We start from the raw sequence: 25,025 nt of genomic DNA on the forward strand, positions 1-25,025 counted from the left end.
TCACAAAGCTTTGTCTCGATCCAGCTTTGTGAACTTTGTGTTTTCTATGTGTACAGTAAAATTAAATCTTAGTGAACTTTGCGGTAAAATTCATTCCTAATTTATAACTCCACAGGTTTTGGCATTAATCCTAAATAATTAATAGAAATTGTTCCAAACAAAAAAACCTGACAATAAAATTGCCAGGTTCATAATGCTCTCCTTTAGGTGAAAACCAAATAACAAATCACCTAAACTTGATGCATTTATTCGAAATAAAAACCAGATTAAAAAATAAATAACCAAACTCAATTTTAACCGTTCCAATTTTTTTATTTCTAGATTTTCATTCGTTGAACTTTAGTTTAAAAAGTTCATTACTTTGAATGATTTTTTGTTTCCTGCTTTGTCGGTTACTACAACTATAAACAATTGTTTTGTTGTGAAACTTTGGTTTTGAAGCAAGATTTCTTTGTTATTCTGAATGTTTTTATGACTTAGAACTGATTGTCCGATGGTGTTGTATACATCAACCTGTGCGATATCTTCGGTGTCATTTGTAACTGATAATAAATCGTTTTTGAAATAAGCTATCGTTTTACCATTCGCTTCGATTTTATCCAATGACAGCATTTTTGCTGTTGACTGTGAAGCAAAATAAGCGGCATACGCTTTAGATAATTCAGATGAATTACCACATGAAGATGCATCCCAGTTTACAGACCAGGTCATTAAACCTCTTAACGAAGGATAAGGTCCGCCTGGCTGCATAGTGTATGTTCTTCCTGAAAAAGTGGTTCCGGTTCTTAAATAATTCATAGCACTAATTCCTTCTGCCGGCGTTAAATAACCGCTGCCTGCTGCACTTGGACATGCCGGTAATGCAATAAGAACTTTTGACGGCGGTAAACCATCAAAATGCATTCCTGTTGTACCAATGTTATATCCTTTTATCACCATATCGGTTAGGGCTGTTACCATGTTTGCTTTTTTAGCTGAACCATAATATTGACCATCTAATCCGTTTTCTCCTCCTGTATTATACAATTGTACCGCTAACAAATCTAATTCATTACGTAAGTTTTGAATGATTGGCACAAAAGAACCAAAAGTATCTGTATAGGTAGAATATCCTCCTTGTACGTATTGTGTTTCAGGAGCTGCAGTTAATAAAAATCCAGGACCATAGTACGCTTTTAATTCTTTGAAAGCATCTACTACGTTTTTTAATCTTGGATAAGCAGAAATACCTGCATAAGAAATATCTCTTAAACCTCCTGCATTAAAATTCATTGATCCGCCTTCAAAATCAATATCAACTCCATCAAATTGATACTCATCAATAATTGCTTTCAGGCCATTAACAAAAATATTTTTTTGAGTTACATTGTCTAAAACAACATGACCATTTTGACCTCCAATAGAGACAATAACAGGAACTCCGCTATCTCTTAAGGATTTTATATCATTTTTCAACAATTGCTTATTGAAAACGCCATTAGTCAAATATCTTGTGTCATTTGTAGTTAATATTGGTGTGTAACCATCACGATTAACTGTTTCTACGAAAGAATAATCAACTACGTTAAATTTACTTCCCACCATTTGAGAAAAATACAAAAATGGAGCACCAGCATTTTCCCAAGAATGTGCGTATCCTAAAATAATTTTGGATGGAAGCGGAATGAATCTATTCGTGCTTACCGGAGCAATTTTAATGGTATTGTTTAATGTAGTTACACCAGATTGATTATCGGTTGCTTTGATTACAACTGGATAATCCTTGTAAGCAGATGGTGTAAAATTATACGTATAGGTATTATTTGTACCTGCTGTCATGTTAAACGTACCTCCATTTATTGTAATAGTAACGCCTGAAACCGATCCGTTACTATCTACTGCTGTAACTGAAATTGGCACAACCTGGAAAGTACTTTGGTTTACAGTCGTATTCGATGGTGAATTCCAAGTAATTACAGGCAATGAATTTGGACAGTTTGCACCTGAACAATTTAATGTAAAACTGTATGTTTTTGCATCTGTTGTCCCGTTTGATGCAGTAGCCGTAACGGTTAAAGTATGACTAAGCGAAAACTGATTTGCTGCCGGTGTCCAAACGGATGTATAAGTTCCTGATGAATTTGTAACACTCAGGCTTTGTCCATCTAAACTAAATACAACCGATGAGATTGTAGTGGCATCAGCAGCACTTAAACCAACACTTGCAACAAAATTAATTGCTGATCCTAAATTTATAGCAATCGTTGAAGCTGTTGGCGCTGTGATCGTAACCACTGGCTTAGTCGCAACCACCGCTTGTCTATTAAAATTATAAACTGTTGGAGTTGTTGGAACTGCAAAGTTGGCTAAGTTATTTGGGTAATAAGTCACTTCACCATTTTCCCAAGCATTTAATTTCAAACTTAAAACTTGTGTATAACCAGCTACAACTGTATTATCGAAAGTATAATTTCCTGATGCATCTGTTGTTGCTATAACACTTTTCCAGTTGTGTGTGTTATCTGTCCATGGTAAAACTAATTCTACTTTTGCTCCTGCAACAGCAGTTGTTCCATTTTTTACAGAACCGCTAATAAAGTTTGTACTCGCCAGCGCAGCTCTTGCAGTAGAACTTGTATTAAAGTTATACACGGTTGGGTTTGCAGGAACTGGAAAGTTTGCCAGATTAGATGGTAAATAAACTACTTCTCCGTTTTCCCAACTATTTAATTTTAAGCTTGTAACTGTTGTATATCGTGCTACAACTGCGTTATCAAAACTGTATTTTCCTTGTGCATCTGTTGTTGCAATAACACTTTTCCAATTGTGCGTGTTATCTGTCCAGGGTAAAACCAATTCTACTTTTGCACCAGCAACCGGATTAGTTCCGTTTTTAACTGTTCCGCTAATTTTGTTTGTACCAATTACAACAACATCCTGAGCGAAGTTTAATGTTTTATTTGCATTTAAATTAGTATAAACTGTTGAAGCCGGCGTGTACGTTTGTCCAGCTAAAGCAGCTGTTACTGTATAATTTCCTGCAGAAGGCAAACTAAGCGAATAAACGCCGCTTGCATTTGTAACTGCTGTAAAATTTCCTGCTGTAGAAGTTGCTGTAACTGTTACACCAGAAACCGGAGTTGTATTGTTTAAAATAGTTCCGCTTACTGTGTAGTTAACAACTGGTAATCCCTGAGCAAAATTCAACGTTTTGTTTGCATCAATTGCATTGTAAACAGTTGAAGCCGGTGTGTATGAGAATCCTGATTTTGCAGCTGTAACTGTAAAATTAAGTCCTGCTGTTAAACCTGCAACGCTGTAAACTCCGCTTGCATTTGAAACTGCAGTTAAAACTGTTGCTCCTGAAGTTGCTGTAACTGTTACGCCAGAAACTGGAGTTGCTCCGTTAAGCACTGTTCCTCCAACGGTATAAGTTGGTTGAGTTCCGTTGATAACGACAGCGGTTTGGTTTACTGTAACATTTGTTAACGTTACGGCAGTAAAAGTATACGTCGCTTTTGAAGCGGTAAGAATATAATTTTGTCCCGATGTTAAATTGCTGAAGGTAAAATTACCGCCTGTAGAAACTACTGTTTGTAATACTACATTGCTTGCATTACGTAAATCAACGGTTACATCCGGAACTAAAGCTGATCCGTTTTTCACAGATCCTGAAATACTTACTGTTCCGGGAACAACGCTTCCAAATGATGTGTCAACCTGAGTTAATAATGAATTTGGGATAGAACCTCTGGTATCCTGAGATAATTCCCAAACCATACCTCCGGCAAGATTTCTTGATTTAATATATTGTACTTTTAAATCCATTGATTGCTTATCTTCATAAGAAATAAACTGTTTTAAAGTAGCATTATACAAATAAGGAACTTTTGTTGTATTGTCAAAATAGCGAACCCATCCTGCAGCTGCTGCAGTTGGTGTAACTAACATGGTACTTGGATCTAAATAAGCATGTGAATTTGTTACGGGATTCCCGACTAAATCACAAATTTCGATGCTTCCTGATTTTTCGCAGGCAGCGGGACCGTCCCATGTTCCTGTTGGATTTTGCGGATTTGTGCATCCTGAAACTGTATATCTTGGTGCAGAAACGAATAATCCCGGTAAATTAGGATTGGTTCCGTTATTGGCAACATTATCGAATTTCTTTCCGTAGAAAGGCAATCCCATGATTAATTTATTCGCAGGAAAACCAACAACATTTAAATATTGATTCGTTAATTCGTCTAATGATTCGGATTGTGCTGCGCCATAAAGTGGATCGTTTGTGTTTCCGCTTGCATATAATGGTGCATTGTAGCATGTTTTATCGTACCAGTTTCCGCCAAAATCATATCCAAAATAAGTGATGTAATCACAATAAGTCGAAATGTCTTCTGTCATTCCGTATTGTGTTCTGTTGTTTGGTCCTAGATATTGAGATCCAACTTTACGAACATTGTTTCCGGCAGCAATTGTCACTAATTTATTTGGCATTGCCTGACGCATTGCTTTCAATAAATACACTAAATTTTTGTTGTCGTCCGGACTGTACTTTTGTGGAGGAATTGGTGCGCCGTTAATTACTTCGGTACCATCTGTTCCGCCGGAAAGAGGATATTCCCAGTCAATGTCAAATCCATCAATAAACGGATATGTTACAATAAATTTTGCCATATCTGCTGCCAAAGCGGCTCTTGCAACTGGACTTGCTGCAATTGGAGAAAGATCCTGACCTTTTGTCCATCCTCCTACAGAAATAAGAATTTTTAAGTGCGGATACTTTTGCTTGAGTTTCATCAAGTCATAAAAGTTTCCTTTTACCGGAGCATCCCACGGGATTCCGCCTTCCATATGTTCAAAATCCGCGTAGGAATCTAAACATAACAACTTCGTATTCTCCGGATGGGCAGGATCAAAAGTTGTCCCATAAAAAGAATAATTCAAATGCGTAATTTTACTTCCATCTATTTTTGGGACATTGAAATCCCGGGCATAAATAGACCATTGCGCATAATACCCTACTACCTTTTTACCGTGAGCCGGTTGAGCTAACGCAAGTAAGGGAAACAGTAACAAAAAAAGCAATCTGTAATAATGTTTCATAATTAAATTAATATTGGTTAATAGAAAATAAATATTCCAATTACGATACCTTACATACCAACAAAGCATGTAAATACAACAACTGGGATTCAGTTCATTGCAAATAGAAAACATTGCAACTCACTGGAAATTAATTCATATAACTTCTAGAAATAAATACTACTATTACCGATCATCCATAATCATTAGTAAATAGTACTGATTGATATTTATTTAATTGTTTAAAAAATTAGGTTAACTACAACTGATAAATTTGGGATTCATCAATTTCACTACTTGGTTTGTCATGTTTTGTTTTTACTCTACTTATTTGGTTTTTAAATGTTAATAATTCTTTTTGGTGGTTATTTTTTATGTTTTTTGATTCATTGTTCTAAATGTATTGCGTTACCATATTATCTCTGCCAGAGAGGAATTCTGGCAGAGATAAAAAAATTACTAATAATCATGGTAACAAAACGTACTAAATACTAACTCAAACTAAACTTTATATTAATTTTTTAAGACTTGTATATACTGATAGCTCAACATCAGCATGGTCTTTAGAATTACATTGTTCAATTAAATTTTTTAAATCATCTGTTTTTAATGTGGATTTTTTGTCTAAAACAAGCAACAATTCCTGTGATGCGTCATTTAGTTTTTTAGACAATGGTAATAGAGATTGCACTAAAGGAGCATTGGCACTCAGTTCGATTAATCCTTTGTTTACTGCAATCCATTTATTAAAAAATGCGGTTACTTTTGCTTTATTTTCTGGCGTTTTATTGGCTAAATATTGTGTTACGGCATCATCAAAAGCTAAAGATTCTTTGGCATCCGGCGTACAGGCATCGGCAAAAAGTGTGAATGGAGAATACATTTGATATTCTGTTCCGCCTTTGTTACGTGTGTATCCTTTTAATGGTTCGCAAACATTTGCAAATTCGTTTAGGGATTTTATATTTTGATTATTTGAGATGTTTCTTAAAATAACGGCTCTGTTTCGAATGTGTGTCAATCCAAGTTCTTCTAACCTAAAAGAAACTACTTCAAGACGTTTGCGCATACTTGCCACATCTGTGATATCTTCGGCTGACCAGAGTCTTTCTGCAATTGCAGCTGTTCTTGGCCAAAGTCTTGAATCAATTGTTGTTGGCGTTGCTAATTCTGTCCACATTGTAGCTTCTCCACCTAATATTCTTGCTTTTTCTTCTGCTGTTAAATCCGCTCCTTTTGGCATTGGATCATTTAAATAATGACTTGCAATTGGGTACATCAAATCGATATAATAGCCGTTTGACAATACTGTTTTATAGCCTTTTTTTACGGCATCCGTTAATGATTGTCCTGCAACAACTCCTTCATTAGGACCTCTCCAGGAATGAATAATGGCCTCTTTTGACATGTTTTTAGTCAAAATTTCTTCCCATCCCATTAATTGTTTTCCGTGTTTTTTCAACATTGGAACTAATTGCATGGTAAAATAGGTTTGCAATTCATGATTGGATGCTAACTTATTTTTCTTTTTGAATTCCTGAATTTTTGGGTTTGCATCCCAGTCTTTACCTTCGTTTTCATCGCCCCCGATATGAAAATAAGAGCCTGGGAATAACGGACAAACCTCATCAAATATCTCACTTAATAATTGGTATGTTTTAGGATTTGAAGGATCTAATGTTGGCGAAAAAATCCCAGCATTTCTTTCAATTCCATAGGTCGCAATTGCTGTTCCCTGAATATTTTTTTCAGATGTTCCTCCTGTCAGTGTAATCACTTTGCTTCCTATTTCCGGATAAGCGGTAAGTATTGCCGATCCATGACCCGGAACGTCTATTTCAGGAACGATTAAAATACCACGCTCATCAGCATATTTTACGATATTTCTAATTTCCTCTTGTGTGTAATATTGTCCATCCGAAGCTAATTCGATTAATTTTGGATGTTTTTTCATTTCGATTCTCCAACCCTGATCGTCTACTAAATGCCAGTGAAAAACGTTCATTTTCATGGCTGCCAATGCATCGACATTTCGTTTAATAACATCAACCGGCTGAAAATGTCTTGCAGCATCTATCATTAATCCTCTCCATGTAAATCTTGGAAAATCTGAAACTTTTGAGTTTGGAAAATAAAATGAAGTACTATTATTTTGCAACATTTGCAATAACGTTTCCAGGCCGTGAAGTGCGCCTAAATCACTGGTTGCATTTATTGTAATTTGATTTTGTTTGATGTCTAAATGGTAACTTTCATCTTCATACAAACCAATTTTTCCGCCTTTCTCACAATTGATCTGAAGTGTCGCATTAGGAACTTCATTTAATTTTGCAATAAAACCCTGTTCGAAAAAAATACCGGTTCTACCATCTAAGCGGCGCAAAAAACGAGTTACTCCTCCAAAAATTCTTGGATTAGGATTTCCGGTAATGTTTACTTTAAAATTTTTATTTAAAGTAAAATTTCCATCGTTTAAAACAACACTTTGAGGCCAGGGCATAAGATTTAATTGCTCTTTTTGAATTTGAGCACTAGATGTTACACCTGCTAATATTAGGACTAATAAATATTTCATTTTTAATTTTTTTGAAAGATGTTATCCTGAGATAACGGTATTAAATAATAAGAAACAAAACTCAGAGTGACTTCCGGACCCTCACTATCATTATGAAATCAATCTGAATTTTGTAATGTGATTCGCTCTCACCCGAATCTAAATTTTAATTTTAGTAATCAAAACGTTTGAATGCTTCGATTGCTTCGTATTCTGCCAATCCTAAATCATCGTATAGAATTGCTGTATTTTTATTACGGTCCTCAGCTCTTACCCAAAATTCTCTTGAGTCATTTCCCTGAAACATTACTCTGTCTTTTTGAGACTGGTGGTATAAAATCGCATGACGTTTCAATAATACTTCTGATGGAGAAAGCGGCACTGCCATATCAATTTCGTGAATGTCCCATTCGTGCCAAGCGCCTCTATACAACCAAAGCCAGCAATCGTCCATGTATTTTTCTGGTTTCAATTGCTTCATTGCTGCAAATATTGCGTTTAAACAAACCTCATGCGTTCCGTGTGGATCTGCAAGATCTCCCGCAGCAAATACCTGATGTGGTTTTATTTGAGCAATAATATCTTTTACAATAGCAATATCTTCAGGCCCTAGCGGATTCTTTTTTACTTGTCCTGTTTCATAAAACGGAAGATCTAAAAAGTGTGTATTCTCATCTTTTAAACCTATGTATCTTGTTGCTGCATAAGATTCTCTTCTTCTGATAAGTCCTTTTAATTTTCGAACTTCAAGAGAATCGATCTGGTTTTCTGATTTATTGTTTAAAAATTCAATGATCGATTTGAAGTTGATTCCACTTGCAGCATCGCCAACAAAATCCTTGGCAACTTCAGCAAATTTCAATGCTTCGTCATCTGTAACAGCTATATTTCCGGAGGTTTGATATACTACGTGTACATCATGACCTTGTTTTATCAATTTTGAAAAAGTTCCTCCCATAGAAATCACATCATCATCAGGATGTGGACTAAAAAGAATCACTCGTTTTTTTGCAGGATTTGCTCTTTCCGGACGGTGTGAATCGTCGGTATTGGGTTTTCCACCCGGCCATCCTGTAATGGTATGTTGCAATACGTTGAACATGTTGATGTTCAAATCATAAGCAGAACCTTCTTGTGCCAAAAGATCAGACATTCCGTTGTTATTGTAATCTCTGTCGGTTAATTTTAATATCGATTGTTTTGTTTTTTGGCACAACCAAACAATCGCTTTGCTTTTTAATTCCTGATTCCAAATGCATTCTCCCACTAACCAAGGCGTTTTGAAACGCGTTAATTCTGATGCTGCAGACTGATCCAATACGAAAGTTGCATTGGCATGATTTTGTAAAAATGTAGCCGGAACTTCTGAAGTAATATCCCCCTGAATGGTTCTTTTGACGATATCGGCTTTGTTTTGTCCCCATGCCATCAGTACAATTCTTTTTGATCTCATGATGGTTGAAACTCCCATGGTAATCGCTCTTTTAGGAACGTTATCAATACCATTAAAATCTGATGAAGCATCGACTCTTGTAATGTGATCCAGTGTAATAATTCTGGTTCCGGAATTGATGTGTGATCCTGGTTCGTTGAAACCTACGTGACCTGTACGCCCAATTCCTAATAGTTGAAAATCAAGTCCTCCTGCATTTTTAATATTCATTTCATAGTCGATACAATATTGATTTAATTCTTCAATATTGATGGTTCCATCAGGAATATTAACATTATCAGGGTTGATATCAATGTGATTAAAAAGATGCTGATGCATGAAATAATGATAGCTTTGATTGTTCTCTCTTGTCATTGGATAATATTCATCCAGATTAAAAGTGATAACATTGCTAAAGCTTAATCCTTCTTCTTTGTGCATTCTCACTAATTCCTCATAGACTTTTATAGGAGAAGAACCTGTTGCTAAACCTAATACGCAAGATTTATTTTTTTCTTGTTTAGATCTAATTAATTGCGCGATTTCCTGCGCTACAATTATCGAAGCTTCTGCTGAATTTTTGAAGATTTCATTGTGGATTTTTTCAAATCTGGTTTCTTCAAATTTTCCCGCGCTTTTATAGCTGATATCAGGTTTGATTTCTAAAGCACTTTTCATTTCTTTTTCTTTTTTTTGCTATTTACAATTTTGGTTTTGAAATGGTATAAGTAACTTTCGTCACTCATACCATTTACTTACCAAACTTAAATTCTTATAATTCTTTTGATATTTTTTTTTAGAAATTTGGAGCTGTAGTATCCCACCAAAGTCTGGTTCCGCCATTATCCGGTCCTCCTAATTTAGCAACTCCCGTTGCCACACCTTCTTTGTTGTTTGCAATCTCAGACTGAACAAAGTTGATTCTTCTTACTCCAAGGGCTGTAGAAATTTTTCCTCCACTGTTATTTACAACTACAGGAAATAATTTTGGATAACCTGTTCTTCTGTAATCAGACCATGCTTCTTGTCCTTCAGGAAAACCAGCGATCCATTTTTGAGTAATAATTTTTTGCAATTTTACCTCGTTAGTCGCAGCAGCATCCCAGGCAATTGTTACATTATTTACTGGAGCAGCATTATTGACAGGAAAACTAGGATCTGTGTAAGCTACAGGTAGTTTAACATTGTCTGCTGAATATGCAGCAGCTCCCGAAGCACCTCTTTGATCAAATGAAGCCTGAATACCTAATTTATATAATGATTCAGCATCACTACCCATATTCCAGCCTCTTAAAGCTCCTTCAGCTCTTAAAAAATAAGCTTCGGCAGTTGTAAAAAGATAAATTTCTTTCGATTTTACAACAGCACCAATTCCTGAAAAATCCTGGTGATCTCCTTTTCCTCCAATAGTAATACCAGTACGAATTCCTTTATATTGTCCTGGAAATTGAGTTGATGTATCAAAATATGTAGCTATTCTAGGATCTTCATAACCTTTTAAAATAGATTCCATATCTGCAGACATGCGAATATCTAACCATGAACCACTAATTGTAGCAATAGGATTTGTAAAATCCGGCGATACAATTTTAAACGCATCTCCATTTGTAGTCATTACTCCAAATTTTTGTGCAATTGCTTTTTCAGCCTGAGCTTTTGCAATATCCGGTTTTACTTTTACAATGCGCATTGCTAATCTTAAACGTAAAGTATTGGCAAATTTTACCCATTGTTTATAATTACCTTCATAACCTGATAAATCTGTAGCGGTAAAAGCTGAAGGTTCACCTGCATCCACCCTTTTTGTCAATTCGGTAACAGCAATATCTAATTCAGAAAACATTAGGTTGTAAACCTCTTCCTGAGAATCGTAAGGTATTGGTGCTTCTTTACCGTATTGAGAATAAATAATTGGTCCAAAAATATCCGTAACTCTGTGCATTCCTTCTACTTTTAAAATAAGAGAAAGTGCATAAAACTGATCGTATTTCCCTTTTGCTTTATTGGCAATATTATATGCATTAAACATTACATTTGGATACGCATTACTCCATATTGCAACGTTCCATCCATCAACTAAATCGTAAGTTGTATTATTACTTCCTCCTCTAAAACCAGTTGGTGTAGCCATATAACCAGACCAAACATCAGCATTTAAGTTTTGTTGCAGCTGGTATTGATCTTCTCTTTGATTCCCTAATACCTGAATATTATTAAACATTGGAGCAAAACCTCCTTTGATGTGGTTAAAGTCTTGCGTTAATTGCTCCTCACTAAAACCATTAGGATTTGTATTAATATCCTCAAAATTATCTGTACAACCTATTGCAGCAAGTAATGAAATACAGACAGCTGTTGTTTTTATATTTTTTAATTTCATTTTTTTTGAATTTAGAAAGTTACATTTAAATTAAGACCGACACTTCTAGTAGATGGTAAACCATAGATATCAACACCTTGCAATCCTTCTCCTGTACTTAATGCAATATTTGGATCAAATGGAGCGTCTTTATAAATAAAGAATAAGTTTCTGGCAATTAAAGAGATACTAGCTGTTTGAAAAACAGGAAGTCTTTTAGGATTAAAAGTATATCCTATAGAAATTTCTCTTACACTTACATTTGTACCACTATAAACATATTCTCCCGTAATTCCGTCTCTTCCTCCAACTGTTTTGTAATAATCTTTAGCATCCATTGTGGTAACTGCTGTTCCATCAGGCATAACAGCATTGATTGCAACTCCTCCAGCATTTCTGGCATCACCTGTAGCCTTAGATACTCCAAAATAATCATTTTGAGCCTGAGTCATACTCATTACCTCGCCACCAAAACGTCCGTCAATTAAAACATTTGCAAAGAATGCTCCTAATTTGAAAGAGTTAGAAAAACCTAACATAAAATCAGGATTTGCATTACCTACTTCAACAAAATCTGAACCGTTATTTTGAATTTTTCCATCTGCATTTAATAAAATTCTACCTTGAGCATCTCTTAAGATATTTTTACCCATAATGGCTCCAAATGGTCTTCCTTCTATTATTGAATATTGGTAATTGTTAACTCCAGGATCTGTAAGGTTAACAACTTTTTCTAATGAATCAGGAAGTTCTTTTACCTTGTTTCTATTTTGAGAGAAGTTTATTGATGAATCCCATGAAAATTTATCACCTCTGACAATACCAGCATTTAATACTATCTCGAAACCTTTATTTTCGATACTTCCTGCATTAAATCCGTAATATTTAACTCCTTCTGGGTTTCCTTCGGGAGCAATAACCTGTAAATATTGATTTTTAGTTTCAGAGCTATAGTAAGAAATTTCAAAACCTAATCTGTTGTTAAACATTCTCCATTCAGTACCAAATTCAAACTCTGATTTTAATTCCGGTTTTAAAGTCGTTCCACTTTGTACACCAACCTGAGGCTGTGCAGGAAGTCCAGGAAGGAAATAATTTACAGGAGTTGTAACGAAAGAAGAAATGTCATTACCAACTTGAGCATAAGTTCCACGAACTTTAGCAAAACTTATAAATTCAGGCATTGTAAACATTTCGCTAAGAATTCCTGTTACACCCACTGAAGGATAAAAGTAAGATGGACTATCTGTATTCACTAATGTAGATGACCAGTCATTTCTAGCCGCTAAATCTAAATACAACATTTCTTTATATCCAAAAGTAGTAGTTGCAAATACAGATTGTACTTCTCTTTTAGAGCCAATTGTTTGATAATTTCCTGTGTTATTTACAAAGTTATGTAGTGTAAACCAGTTAGTAAGAGTTAATCCTCCACCAATTCCAGAATCTAAAATTGTTTTTTGATTTGTTAATGTATTTGTTATACTTGTACCAACGTTAGCATTGAATGTTATATCATCAGTAATTTTTGTATTAATTGTAGCAATTAAATCTCCGTAACGTTGTGTGCTATAAGAGTTTTCGTTGATGTAGCGTCCATTTGCATTTGACAATGTTCCCTGAGTTGTAGCAAATATTTTTTTATCAAATTCGCTGTCAATTCTGTTATAACTATATCTTGAAGCAATAGTTAACCAATTATTAGCTTTGTAAGAAGCTGTAATTGCACCATTAAAGAAAGTATTTAGGTCTTCAGATTTATTTCTGTTAATTGCCCAATATGGGTTTTGCATAATATCTCTGTTAGTCATCCAATTTTGAGCCATTAAATTTCTGTCTGTATCAAAAACTTCATAATTTTCCTTATATGCATTAAAGTCATTTCCTCTAGGCATTAAATAAACTCCTGTCAAAGGATTAAAGTAAAGACCGTTAACTGGTTTATTTGCAATTGATTGGGTTGTATAGTTTGCATTTACTCCAACTGTTAATTTATCATCAAAAAACTTAGCACTTTGGCGAATACCAAAATTATTTTTCTTGATACTATTTCCAGGGATAATTCCTGTTCCTGATGTATTAGCATAAGATAATGCTGTAGAAGTAGTTGCTGTTGCTGCAGAATATCCTACAGATGTAATTTGTGTCGTTCCTGTATTAAAGAAATCTTTTACGTGATCTTTCGATTTTTGTTTGTCACCCCAAGTTTCGTCTTCACCTACATTAGCAATGTAATCAGATTGAAATTTTGGTAAATAAGCAGCTGTTTCAAAAGTTGTAACAGATGAAGCTGTAATGTTTCCTTTTCCTTCTTTAGCTTTTTTAGATGAAAGTAAAATTACTCCGTTTGCTCCCTGAGAACCGTATAATACAGAAGCTGCAGCTCCTTTAAGAACTGTCATTCCTTCGTAATCATCAGGATTAATCAATGAAACAACATCTCCTCCATCACGGTTTCCTCCTGATAAACTACCAAATGTATCATTAGGCTGACCTGATCCTGAGTTCAACATTGGGATACCATCGATAACATATAAAGGTTGATTATTTGTCACAGAAGAGTTTCCACGAATCACAACTTTAGTAGATCCACCAGTACCTCCAGAACTTTTTGTTACGGCAACACCGGCAATTTTACCTGCAATTGTATTGATAAGGTTGGCATCTTTTACACGAGTTAACTCTTCTCCCTTAAGTTCCTGAGCTGAATAAGTCAATGATTTTCTTGTTTTCTTTATACCTAATGAAGTTACAACAACTTCATTTAACGCATTAGATGCTCCTTGTTGCATTTTTACATTAATTGTAGCAGCATCTCCTACAACTATTGATTGTGTTTCAAGACCTACATAAGTAAAAACTAAAGTCTGTCCTTTTTGTGCTTCAATTGTGTACAAACCATCAAAATCGGTAGTAGCACCTTTTTGACCTCCTTGCACTGCAACAGATGCCCCTGGTAATGGCAATCCATCAGAATCTGTAATCACACCTTTGACACTTTTTACTTGTGCAAGCGAAACTTGCGCTGTAAAAACAATCATAAAGATTAAGAAAATTTTTTTCATGTTTATTTATTTTGTTAGTTATGGTGTAAATTTATTCTTAACGTATTGTTAAAAAAAATAATTTATACAAACGACTTTAAATTTTAAACCAACGACATAAAACAATCAATAATGCGTTTTACGAAAACGTTTTCAAGTTGAATTATTTATTCCTTTTATCACTTTTACTAAAGCTTTATGCAGTGTTTTTAGATATTTGATAAAAAATCATCATTTATAATAAAAACCTAATACTGTGGTATTTAGAATAAAAAGCATCTCAAATGGCATATAATTTATATTAATTCGAAAAATGCAAAGAGTTAAAATCTTATTAATATATAGTAATCGTGTTTTTATTCTTAAAATGATTAATTACCGCACAATCGTGTTGTTCTAACTTTTAAACTTGTATATTTTTCATGAATTACATCTAATAAAGAATATTCTGTAAAAGAATCCTGTGCTATTTCCCAAATCATAATTCCACCGGAATTTTGAAAAGCGAGTTCCACTTTTTGGGCAATTGTTGGTCTTCCGTTATAATATATTTTTCCGAGTTCGTCCTGATCTGCAAATTGAATTCCGGATTCGACAATTTCACTATATGTAGCACTTTTAACATCCGGAGAAGTAAAATTGTAACCATAAAACGGAACGCCAAGAGTTAGTTTATCACTTGGAATATTTTGAAGTTTGTGCCAAAAATCAATTCCTTCTTTAGCAAAATCAAAAGAACTATGTTGCCCCGGATTATTGGGAGTCCACGGTCCGGTACTATCATAAGCCATTATATTTATAAAATCGAATGTATTTAATGCTTCTGAATTTATATTTTCGAATCGGGAATTATTGGGCAAAGATGCTGTCAATAATTTTTTATGTGTTATCAGGTTCTTTTTTAACTCAATAACAAAATCACTATATCCTGAGGTCACCGCATTCCATTCAAGATCAACATCTACTCCATCTAAATGATGCGATTCGACAAAATTTATAATGTTTTGAATAAAAGCTGGTCGGTTTTCTGGTTTATCAATCAAAAAAGACCAATTTGAAGTCTGTTCCTCTGATATAACACCACCGGCTAACGAAATACTAATTACAATTTTAGGATTAACCGATTTCGCATATTGAATTAAAGCATCAATATCTCCGTTAAAAATTAAATTTCCGTTTTGATCAGGATTTGCAAAAGCGACATTAAGATGTGTCAATTTACAAAACTGAATTGAGGTCATTTTATTAATATTATCCGATGATAAATACCCTACAACTCTGGCTGATTTTTTTGAATTTTCAATATCAGTTTGTTTTTCAACCGAACAACTGTAAGCTGAAAAAAGCGAACTTATAAAAAAAAGGATGCCTAATAAGGCTTTATTTTTTATCATAATTTTTAATTTAAACGTATTGTTTTTAATTTTTAATTAGAATGAAAATAACACCTCATCAGGCATGACTTTATTTTGAAATTAGTATCTAGTTTTTATCCCACCAAACTTTATTCAACCAATCATTTTTACCACCCATTCTGGACAAAGCTTCTAAATAATTTGTTTCGTTTTTCTGCATTTCATCATTTGGATAATACAAACGTGTTGGTGTGATTCCTCCCGTTTCAGAATCCGGATTTGTGATAGGAATTAATTGCGGAAATCCTGTTCTTCTCCAATTTGAATATGCTTCAATACTATTAAAGATATAGGTAATCCAAAGTTGCGTTCCAATTTGTTCTTTTTCTTTTCCTGCTACTAAAGGTTTCGCATTTAAATAGGTATCAATACTTGCCTGAGTTGCCGGTTCAGCACCATAAATTTCTAATTGTTTAATTCCTGCTTCAACACCTTTTTTATAGTAATCGGCCGCACTTCCTGGAACCCAGCCTCTAAAAGCGGCTTCTGCAAGTAATAATTGAGTTTCTGAATAGCTTACATGTAAAAATGGTGTTGTTTTTTTCTTAAAATAAGATTGTATTCCTGACGTTGAGCTTGCTCCCATTGGAACTTCCCATTGAAAAAGTCCTGGTTTAACACCTTCATATAAAGATTCGCCCGGTTGTATTGCGCCTCCGTAAGCAATGCCACTTGTTGTTTTAGGGCTTGCGTACATTGTTAATCTTGGATCTCCGTTGTCTTTTAAAAAGTTGATGACCAAAGTACTAAAGTGATCTCCATTTTCATTTCCGTTAAAAGCATACGCCAGACCATTCCCTCTAAAATCAATAGATGCCGGATCATCATTAAATGTTGCATCTAAGTGCTGCATGATACAGTTATCCTCATTGCTTGTAAATACGCCCGCCTGTAAAGCCGCTTTTACCTGCTTTTCAGCTTCTGCCGGTTTTACTTCAGAAATTCTCATTCCTAAACGCAGTCGTAAAGTATTGGCTAGTTTTTTCCATTTTGTAATGTCTCCATTATAGAACAAATCACCTTTTACAGCTCCGCCACCAGCATTTAACTGATTATGAGCTTCTTCTAAATCTTTAAAAAAGGAGGTATAAATATCTTCCTGTTTATCATATTTAGGCGTTACAATTGCTTTAGAAAAACCTAATCCGGCTTCAGAATACGGAATATCTCCATAAATATCCGTAATGCGTTGCGCCACCATTACCTTCATGATTTTTGCAACAGCATTCATGTTTACAGCAGCAGGATCGGCTTGTGTTTTTTCCAGAATGTCTACTACATTTTTCAATTCGTTTTGGTAACCATTTCTCCATAATGCAGTTGCATATCCGTCGTCTTTTTTGAATTTACTCCCAAATTCAGTTACATTCCAAGCACCTGCATAATGCTGCACAAAACCACCTGAATAAATTAAGTTAGTTCGCCATTGGTAAAATCCATCACCTGACATTGCCAACTGGGTAAACGTAAGTTGACCGGCTGGATTTGCAGACAATGCTACTGGATCTTTTTCCAGTTCGTCAAAATTTTCGGTACAGCCTACTACGGTAAACAATGCGAGTATGGCTATTATTATCTGTTTAAATTTCATAATTTCTTTTTTTAGAATGCAACTTTAATATTAAAACCAAATGATCTTCTAAATGGTAATGAACCATATTCAAATCCTTGTCCGTTTCCGGAAGTATACATTGACTCCGGATCAACGTTTGGCAGATCTTTACTAAAAGTCAATAAGTTTCTTGCAAATGCCGAGATATAAATTGAATTAATTTTTGCTCCTGCAAACACACTTTTCGGAATTGTATATCCTAAACTTACCTCTCTTAATTTTACATATGAAGCATCATAAACAAACGGTGCCGGTGTATTATTAAAAACTGTATTCCAGTAATCCTGAGGATTAACAGGAGTTGTGTTTTTTGTATATACAGGATTATCAGCGGTTCCGGTATTTACAACACCTTCGGCAACATAACCCGCAGTTGGTACCCAAGTAGACTGGCTAAAATTGGGATCATTGGCTACAGCCTGAGCTCTTGCCTGATTGTATGCATCTCTGCCTTCTGTAGTTACATCAAGGAGTCCTTTTGTGGCAGCAACTGAATTTGTCATTGAATATACATCCATTCCAAATTTCATATCAAGTAAAAACTGAAGTGTAATCCCTTTATAGGAAAATCTGTTTGTTAAACCCGCAGCCCAATCCGGAAGTCCTTTTCCTAATGCTACTTTTTCATCTGTAAATAAGGGTAAACCATTTGCGGCAACTACTTTTTCTCCAGCTTCATTTCTTAAAAAATCCCTGCCCATAATAGTTCCGTATTGTCCGCCAACTTGTGCCACGATTGCAGCTCCGGCCCAACGCGCCTCAGAAATAGTATAAGTATCAATATCCGGATGTAAGGAAAGAATTGAGTTTTTATTTTTTGAGAAGTTCAAATCAATTCCCCACTCAAAATCTTTCGTTTTTATAGGCGAACCCGATATAAAAAGCTCGATACCTTCGTTTCGTAATTCTCCTGCATTTACAGATATATATTCATATCCTGAAGTGGCAGATGAAGGCAAATCAAGTGTCTGATCTGATGTATCTTCACGATATACTGTAATATCTGCTCTTAATCTGTTTTTGAAGAAAGCCGTTTCAAGTCCAAATTCAATTCCTGTTTTTGACTGATAGGTTAAATCAGGATTTGGTGCGGCACTGTTTTTAATATTGACAACACTCTGACCATTATAAGATGCAAAAGTGGTATAGTTCAATGCATTTTTATAAGCTCCCGGAGCATTTGAAACCTGCGCCCATGAACCTCTTAATTTTCCATAAGAAAAAGAATCGCTCTGTATTCCAAAAGCATCAGAAAACACAAAACCTAACGAAGCTGCAGGATAAAAAGCATCTTTATTAATAACGCTAAACCAGTCATTTCTACCCGTAAACTCAGCATATAAATATCCTTTGTAGTCAAATTTTGCAGAACCGTAAACGGAGTTTGTTCTTGTTTCGGTTACAACCGGAGCATTTTCTGTCTGATTTACAAAATTGCTGATATATTCTGTTCCCGGCTCAATAATTTTTGTTCCAAATCTTGAGTTCTGTTCTCTTTTAAAATCTCTTCTGCTCGCTCCTAAAATTCCGGAGAAAGTAAAATCTTTCGCTAATTTTATGTCGCTGAAAGTCGCAATTAAATCAGTATTCATTTCTGATACATTGATATTATTCAAACCAAGATATCCTTCATCTCTTCCCGGCCATGTACTTCCTGCCGCCATAAAATCCTTAGCATTAAATGCATAATTATCTAAACCTGTTCTAAATGTTAACGCTGCCCATTTTTTTAACTGATAAGTTCCGGCAACATTCCCAATAAAACGATTCTTTACAGATGCGTTATGATTTTCCTGAGTTGTGAAATAAGGATTCAGCAAATACACATTATTGTTCCAGGGATAAATTTGACCCGTTTCCTCGTTTTTATAATTCTTAAGCCATGCCTGATCGATATTCGGAGCCAATCCGCTTAATGAGTATCCCACGTTATTAGGCGAATCTCCTAAACCGGGTCTGTTATTGGTGTTTTCTGCAATATAATTTACGTTAGCATCCAAAGTAAATTTATCCGATTTTAAAGTAGCATTTAAACTGGCATCATTTCTTTCCAGACCTGAACCCGGAATCACGTCATCATTTTTCAGGTTATTAAAACCAAAACGGACAAATGCATTTTCGCCTCCGCCAGATAAAGCTACTCCATTTGTAGTTGTAAATCCGGTTCTAAAGAAATCCTGAATATTATTCTCTACTTTTTCGTAAGGTCGCATTGAACCGTCAAATATTTTCACCTGTTGTCCTACCGCTTCAGAAAACTTAGGTCCCCAGGCATTTGTTGTATAACCATAAATTTCTGTAGGAGCTTTTATAGGATCGGGTAAAACACCGTTTGATCCAGTTCCGTAATCGCTTTGAAAATCTTTATATTTAGCATTTACTCGGTCAAAACTCACGCCGCTGGTTAATTCGACCTGAAGTTTTCCTTTGCTTCCTTTTTTAGTGGTAATTAAAATTACACCATTCAAAGCTCTTGATCCATATAATGCTGCTGCTGCCGCACCTTTTAATACTGTTAAACTTTCAATGTTATTTGGATTAATCCCGGAAATTCCGTCTCCGTTATCTCTTCCGTCAAACCATTTGCTTGTTGCGGCACTATCATTTGACAAACCACCATTATCAATTGGGATTCCGTCAACAATATAAAGCGGTTGATTACTCTCGCCTATACTTGAAATACCTCTAATAATAACTCTTGTACTTCCCGCAACTCCGGTGGCAGGAATCGAAACATCGACTCCGGCAATTTTACCTGAAAGCGATGTCATAACATTGGTTGTAATTACTTTATTTAACTGATCGCCTTTTATATCCTGAACGGCATATCCCAGTTCTTTCTTCTGCCTTTTAATACCTAAAGCAGTAACTATAACTTCATTTAAATTTTGAGCATCTTCTGCCAGCACCACATTTATTGTAGCTGAAGTCGATACTGTTACCGTTTTAGTTTTGATTCCGATATACGAAAAAACAAGAACATCTCCTGTAGATGCCTGTATTGTATACATACCGTCATAATCAGATTGGGTTGCAGTTTTTCCGCCCTGAATAATAATACTTACTCCCGGAAGCGGCAATCCGTTTTGATCGCTTACTAAACCTTTGATTGTTTTTACTTGTGCAAGCGAGACCTGCGCAGTAAATGCAATCATAAAGATTAACATAATTTGTTTCATTTTGTCATGGTTTTCTTGGTTAAGTGATAAATTTATTGTTAAAATTAACATAAATAAAACATTTTAAACAAACAACCCAAAACCTTAAACCAACGACACAAAACAATCAATAATACGTTTTACGAAAACGTTATCCCAAGTAAATAATATATTAATTCCGTTTTTTTATAAAATTTTATTTAAAAGAATTGCGTTTTAGCCAGTAATTGTTTAAAGTTGCACAATATTTATTAAGAAGAAACAAACCCAGCTAAATCATTAAATCAAAGTTGACTGAAATTCAAAAATTAAAATTTGACATTAAGCTTAAAAATCACGTTTGGTTTTGGGGAAGCTACTTCACCCTTAACTTTTTACGATGGGGAGCGTACTTTAATGATTATCCTTACTCGTTTAAATCAAATTTAATTGAGTTTTCCTTACACATTCCCTTAGTATATTTTAATCTTTTTGTTTTGGTTCCGCGTTACGTTCTAAAACAGAAATACATTACTTATACGTTTTCATTAATAGTAAGTTTGTTTGGTATTTATTTATTAAAAACCGCCTTAACTTATTATATCATTTCCGAAAATATCTGGCCAGAGGCAAACAGGGAATATCATCCTTTTGAAATCAACCATATTGTTGCCGTTTGTATTGGCGAATTGTATGTTCTTGCCATGGCTTCATCAGTTTATTTGACTTTAACCTGGTTAAGGGAACGCGAAAGAAACCGATCATTAAGAGAAAACCAATTCAAAATCAAGTTAAAGTATCTTGAAAATCAAATTCAGCCACATTTCTTTTTCAATACGCTAAATAATCTATACGCTTTATCATTAGAATCATCTGATAAAGTTCCCGATGTGATTATAAAACTGTCAAATTTGATGGAATATGTTTTATATGATGTAAAAGGAACCAAATTTGTTCCATTAATTAAAGAAATTGATTACATTCAAAATTATATCGAAATTGAGAAGTTACGCTTTGAAAACGTTGAGGTTACGGTCAATTTAGAATCCAATATCGAAGACATTGTTGTGCCTCCTTTAATATTCATTTCATTGGTCGAAAACGCCTTTAAACACGGAGGTGTGAACAATAATAATCTAAAAATTAAGATCAATTGTAAAGTTATCGACAACAAAATGTTAGATTTTGAAATCTTAAATAATTTTGTAAATTCACAAAATCTAAATGCTAAAGGCGGAATTGGCTTAGTGAATACTAAAAAGAGATTAAAATTAATTTATAAAAACGATTTCAGTTTAAAACATAAAACGAAATTAAACTACTATATAATCCGTTTGCAAATACCTATTAATAATGAAGATTAAATGCGTGTTGATTGACGATGAGCCATTAGCTATCAAAGTCCTGCAAAATTATTTCATCAATTTTACAGATTTTGAGGTAATCGGCACCTTCAATAATTCTCTGGAAGCGCTTGATTTCATCAACAGTACTCCTGTCGATGCCGTATTTCTTGACATTAACATGCCTATGATGACAGGTTTTGAACTCATTAGTTTAATCGAAAACAAAACCAAAGTAATCATAACCACAGCGTTTAGGGAGTTTGCTGCCGAAAGTTATGACCTTGATGTTTTAGATTATTTAGTAAAACCCATTCCGTTACCGCGATTTATAAAATGCATCAATAAAATCACTACCGAATACAATTTAAAAAATAATATTAAGGTCGAAAACACAAAAGGCGACTCTCATATTTTTATCAAAGTCGATAAAAAAATGATGAAAATTAATATCGAGGAAATTTTATTTGTTGAAGGAATGAAGGAATACATAAAAGTTGTAACCCCTGATAAAACCTACATTACCCACAAATCCCTGACCTCATTATCTGAAGAATTACCTGCTGATCGATTTCTACGCATACATAAATCTTATGTAATTGCACTGAATAAAGTAAAATCTATTGAAGGAAATCGTATTCAAATCCAATCCTATACCATTCCCATAGGCAGAAATTACAGCAAAGAGGTAAAAAACAAAATTCTTGAATAAAATCTAATTCACAAATTCATTTTCTAACTAGGTATAAATTAACACATTGTTGAAAAAATGATGCCGTTGGTTTAAATTTAACATTATTTGTGCCTTTTTATTTTTTTTTGATATACTTAACAAATATATTTACGGTCTTCAAAAAACAATAAAATAAAAAATTAACCTTATTTAAAATTATGAGTTCAGAAAATGTACAAACCAAGTGGGGACAGTTTATTCCCCTTGTTATCGTATTCTTCTTTTGGGGATTTGTTGCCGCAAGTAACGATATCCTAATTCCTGTTTTTAAAACAGCCTTCAATTTATCACAAGGAGAAAGTCAATTAGTATCATTAGCATTTTATATTGCTTACACAGTTGGATCTCTTATATATATGGGAATCTCTGCTTTAATCAAAGAAGATTTAGTGAACAGAATAGGATATAAAAATGGTCTTTCGCTAGGTTTATTAATTTCTGCAGTAGGAACATTATTATTTTATCCGGCTGCTAATACCGGATCATTTCCTTTAATGTTATCCGGATTATTTATTGTAGCCTTAGGTTTTTCATTACAACAAACAGTTGCAAACCCTTTAGCAATTGCTTTAGGTCCTATTAAAACCGGATCTCAACGTTTAACTCTAGCAGGAGGAATAAACAATTTAGGAACTACAATTGGACCCTTAATTGTAACTTTTGCTATTTTCGGATCAAGCACAGGAGCTTCTACTTTAAGTATCGAAAGCGTAAAAATCCCTTATTTAATACTTGGTTTAGCATTTTTATTAGTTGCTATTTTATTAAAATTCTCTTCTTTACCTGACAGACCAGCTTTAATAGAAGAAGAAATTGCTACAGATGGCGTAACTGCAAAAAGTTCAGCATTACAATATCCACAATTAGTTATGGGAATGATTGCGATCTTCCTTTATGTTGGTGTTGAAGTTTCTACAGCAAGTAATTTACCTGCTTATATGGAATCTCTAATAAATGCAAAAACAGGCGTTCTTTATACTTTACAGGAAATTTCACCTTACATCTCTCTTTATTGGGCAAGTTTAATGATCGGAAGATGGACTGGTGCAATTGAAGCTTTTACAGAAAAAGCAAGCTTACAACAAATATTACGTTTTGTTGCGCCTTATTTAGCATTTGGAGTATTTTTAGGCGTAAATGCAATTGCGAAACATGATTTGACACCATTTTATATCTATGGATTAATCATCTTGGTATTAATTGCTGCTGATATTGCCAGCAAAGGAAATCCTGCAAGAATGTTACTAATATTTTCTTTATTAGGAATTATTGCATTAGCGATCGGAATGTCAACTAATGGTATTGTAAGTATTTATGCTTTCACAAGCGTTGGTTTATTCTGTAGTACACTTTGGCCATGTATCTTTACATTAGCTGTAAGCGGATTAGGAAAAAACACAAGTCAGGGAAGTAGTTTCTTGATTATGATGATTATGGGTGGTGGAGTTATCAGCTGGCTGCAAGGTTTTGCATCAGAATTTATTGGTATTCACAGTAGTTATTTAGTTGGAGTTGTATGTTTTGCTTACCTTGCATTTTATGCCTGGAGCGTAAGCGGAATCCTTAAAAAACAAGGAATCAATTTTGACAAAAAACTTTCAGGAGGTCACTAATTCAAAATAAAAAACAATAAAAAAATCCCAAATTCCAATTCTTAAATTGAAATTTGGGATTTTTTATTTACAACTATATTATTTAAACCCCACAGCTTTTAAAAACCACTCAGTTTAATATATTAAGTCAAAACCTCTGAACCTTTGCATCTTTGAACCTTTGTACTTAAAAACTCAGCAACTCAGAACCTTAGAAAAAAGCTACTTCGCATTAATTACATTCTCCAAATTCTTTTTAAAAACAGCCTTATTTTGCGCCGTTAAGGTATAAACAACATCTTTATCAGCGTGAATTATCACCTTATCGATATTTGCTTCTAAAAGTGCTTTAGGATCTTTTATTTTCAGCGTACAAGCGCCATCAAAATAACCATCTTCTTCAATAATTTTTTTAGCGTCGATAATAGTTCCATCAGTTAAAACTGCCGATATAGTCATTGTATTATTCAATATCTTCGAATAAAAACCATCCATAACCAACAACAATCGGTACGTATTTTTTAATTCCGGACCTTTAAACTCATGACGGGTAATATTATACCGCAAACCTTTCGCCAGAGTCTGAAATTGTTTCGAGCAATCCAGCTCAAAACTAGCCACGTCGCCCGCTTCATTAACATGCTTTAAAATTTTAGCCGCCTGAGCATTTACAGCCATATTTCCAATCAAAAAAACTAAAACCAAGATAAATTTTTTCATATATAATTCTTTTTGAGACA

General features: G+C 34.3%; 12 protein-coding genes. 3 read left to right on the top strand and 9 right to left on the bottom strand.

The genetic code is table 11. The features are described 5' to 3' along the window. Positions 1–339: 339 nt before the first annotated feature. The 8 genes from chiA to KHA90_RS09520 form a co-directional block, all read right to left on the bottom strand. Entirely contained in the window at positions 340–5,085 is a 4,746-nt protein-coding gene (gene chiA / locus KHA90_RS09485) for a T9SS-translocated chitinase ChiA (protein WP_213298392.1), read from the bottom strand. A 487-nt stretch (positions 5,086–5,572) separates the two neighbouring features. Continuing rightward, positions 5,573–7,639, bottom strand: coding sequence for a beta-N-acetylhexosaminidase (locus tag KHA90_RS09490; RefSeq protein ID WP_213298395.1), 2,067 nt, complete (start codon positions 7,637–7,639; stop codon positions 5,573–5,575). A 151-nt stretch (positions 7,640–7,790) separates the two neighbouring features. Beyond that, a complete protein-coding gene (nagB, locus tag KHA90_RS09495; RefSeq protein ID WP_213298398.1) occupies positions 7,791–9,728 on the bottom strand; it encodes a glucosamine-6-phosphate deaminase in 1,938 nt (645 codons plus the stop codon). 118 nt (positions 9,729–9,846) lie between these two features. Next, positions 9,847–11,430: a RagB/SusD family nutrient uptake outer membrane protein gene (locus KHA90_RS09500; protein WP_213298401.1), complete on the bottom strand. Its 1,584-nt coding sequence runs from the start codon at positions 11,428–11,430 to the stop codon at positions 9,847–9,849. 11 nt (positions 11,431–11,441) lie between these two features. Beyond that, positions 11,442–14,474, bottom strand: coding sequence for a SusC/RagA family TonB-linked outer membrane protein (locus KHA90_RS09505; protein WP_213298404.1), 3,033 nt, complete (start codon positions 14,472–14,474; stop codon positions 11,442–11,444). A 350-nt stretch (positions 14,475–14,824) separates the two neighbouring features. Next, positions 14,825–15,847, bottom strand: a complete 1,023-nt coding sequence (locus KHA90_RS09510) for a glycosyl hydrolase family 18 protein (RefSeq protein WP_213298407.1) — start codon at positions 15,845–15,847, stop codon at positions 14,825–14,827. Between the two features lie 88 nt (positions 15,848–15,935). Continuing rightward, the gene (locus KHA90_RS09515; RefSeq protein WP_213298410.1) at positions 15,936–17,459 is read right to left on the bottom strand and encodes a SusD/RagB family nutrient-binding outer membrane lipoprotein; all 1,524 of its coding nucleotides are present in this window, start codon (positions 17,457–17,459) and stop codon (positions 15,936–15,938) included. 11 nt (positions 17,460–17,470) lie between these two features. Beyond that, entirely contained in the window at positions 17,471–20,659 is a 3,189-nt protein-coding gene (locus tag KHA90_RS09520) for a SusC/RagA family TonB-linked outer membrane protein (protein WP_213298413.1), read from the bottom strand. Between the two features lie 269 nt (positions 20,660–20,928). Here KHA90_RS09520 and KHA90_RS09525 point away from each other — a divergent pair, with 269 nt between their 5' ends. From KHA90_RS09525 to KHA90_RS09535, 3 genes are all read left to right on the top strand, one after another. Beyond that, on the top strand, positions 20,929–21,981 hold the full coding sequence (locus KHA90_RS09525) for a sensor histidine kinase (protein ID WP_213298416.1): 1,053 nt from the start codon (positions 20,929–20,931) through the stop codon (positions 21,979–21,981). After that, entirely contained in the window at positions 21,971–22,672 is a 702-nt protein-coding gene (locus tag KHA90_RS09530) for a LytR/AlgR family response regulator transcription factor (protein ID WP_213298419.1), read from the top strand. Before KHA90_RS09525 ends, KHA90_RS09530 begins: the two co-directional genes overlap by 11 nt. Positions 22,673–22,851: 179 nt before the next feature. Beyond that, positions 22,852–24,306: an MFS transporter gene (locus tag KHA90_RS09535; protein ID WP_213298422.1), complete on the top strand. Its 1,455-nt coding sequence runs from the start codon at positions 22,852–22,854 to the stop codon at positions 24,304–24,306. Between the two features lie 201 nt (positions 24,307–24,507). Here KHA90_RS09535 and KHA90_RS09540 read toward each other — a convergent pair whose 3' ends face one another. Further along, positions 24,508–25,005, bottom strand: a complete 498-nt coding sequence (locus KHA90_RS09540; RefSeq protein ID WP_213298425.1) for a hypothetical protein — start codon at positions 25,003–25,005, stop codon at positions 24,508–24,510. Positions 25,006–25,025: the final 20 nt, after the last annotated feature.

This window comes from Flavobacterium psychroterrae, from assembly GCF_018380615.1.
In the GTDB taxonomy this organism is placed as follows: domain Bacteria; phylum Bacteroidota; class Bacteroidia; order Flavobacteriales; family Flavobacteriaceae; genus Flavobacterium; species Flavobacterium psychroterrae.

What these genes read in the sequence shown, in the direction of transcription:
- KHA90_RS09520 (WP_213298413.1), bottom strand. Translation starts at nt 20,659, where the DNA reads ATGAAACAAATTATGTTAATCTTTATGATTGCATTTACTGCGCAGGTC.
- KHA90_RS09505 (WP_213298404.1), bottom strand. Translation starts at nt 14,474, where the DNA reads ATGAAAAAAATTTTCTTAATCTTTATGATTGTTTTTACAGCGCAAGTT.
- KHA90_RS09510 (WP_213298407.1), bottom strand. Translation starts at nt 15,847, where the DNA reads ATGATAAAAAATAAAGCCTTATTAGGCATCCTTTTTTTTATAAGTTCG.
- nagB (WP_213298398.1), bottom strand. Translation starts at nt 9,728, where the DNA reads ATGAAAAGTGCTTTAGAAATCAAACCTGATATCAGCTATAAAAGCGCG.
- KHA90_RS09500 (WP_213298401.1), bottom strand. Translation starts at nt 11,430, where the DNA reads ATGAAATTAAAAAATATAAAAACAACAGCTGTCTGTATTTCATTACTT.
- KHA90_RS09540 (WP_213298425.1), bottom strand. Translation starts at nt 25,005, where the DNA reads ATGAAAAAATTTATCTTGGTTTTAGTTTTTTTGATTGGAAATATGGCT.
- KHA90_RS09490 (WP_213298395.1), bottom strand. Translation starts at nt 7,639, where the DNA reads ATGAAATATTTATTAGTCCTAATATTAGCAGGTGTAACATCTAGTGCT.
- KHA90_RS09530 (WP_213298419.1), top strand. Translation starts at nt 21,971, where the DNA reads ATGAAGATTAAATGCGTGTTGATTGACGATGAGCCATTAGCTATCAAA.
- chiA (WP_213298392.1), bottom strand. Translation starts at nt 5,085, where the DNA reads ATGAAACATTATTACAGATTGCTTTTTTTGTTACTGTTTCCCTTACTT.
- KHA90_RS09515 (WP_213298410.1), bottom strand. Translation starts at nt 17,459, where the DNA reads ATGAAATTTAAACAGATAATAATAGCCATACTCGCATTGTTTACCGTA.
- KHA90_RS09535 (WP_213298422.1), top strand. Translation starts at nt 22,852, where the DNA reads ATGAGTTCAGAAAATGTACAAACCAAGTGGGGACAGTTTATTCCCCTT.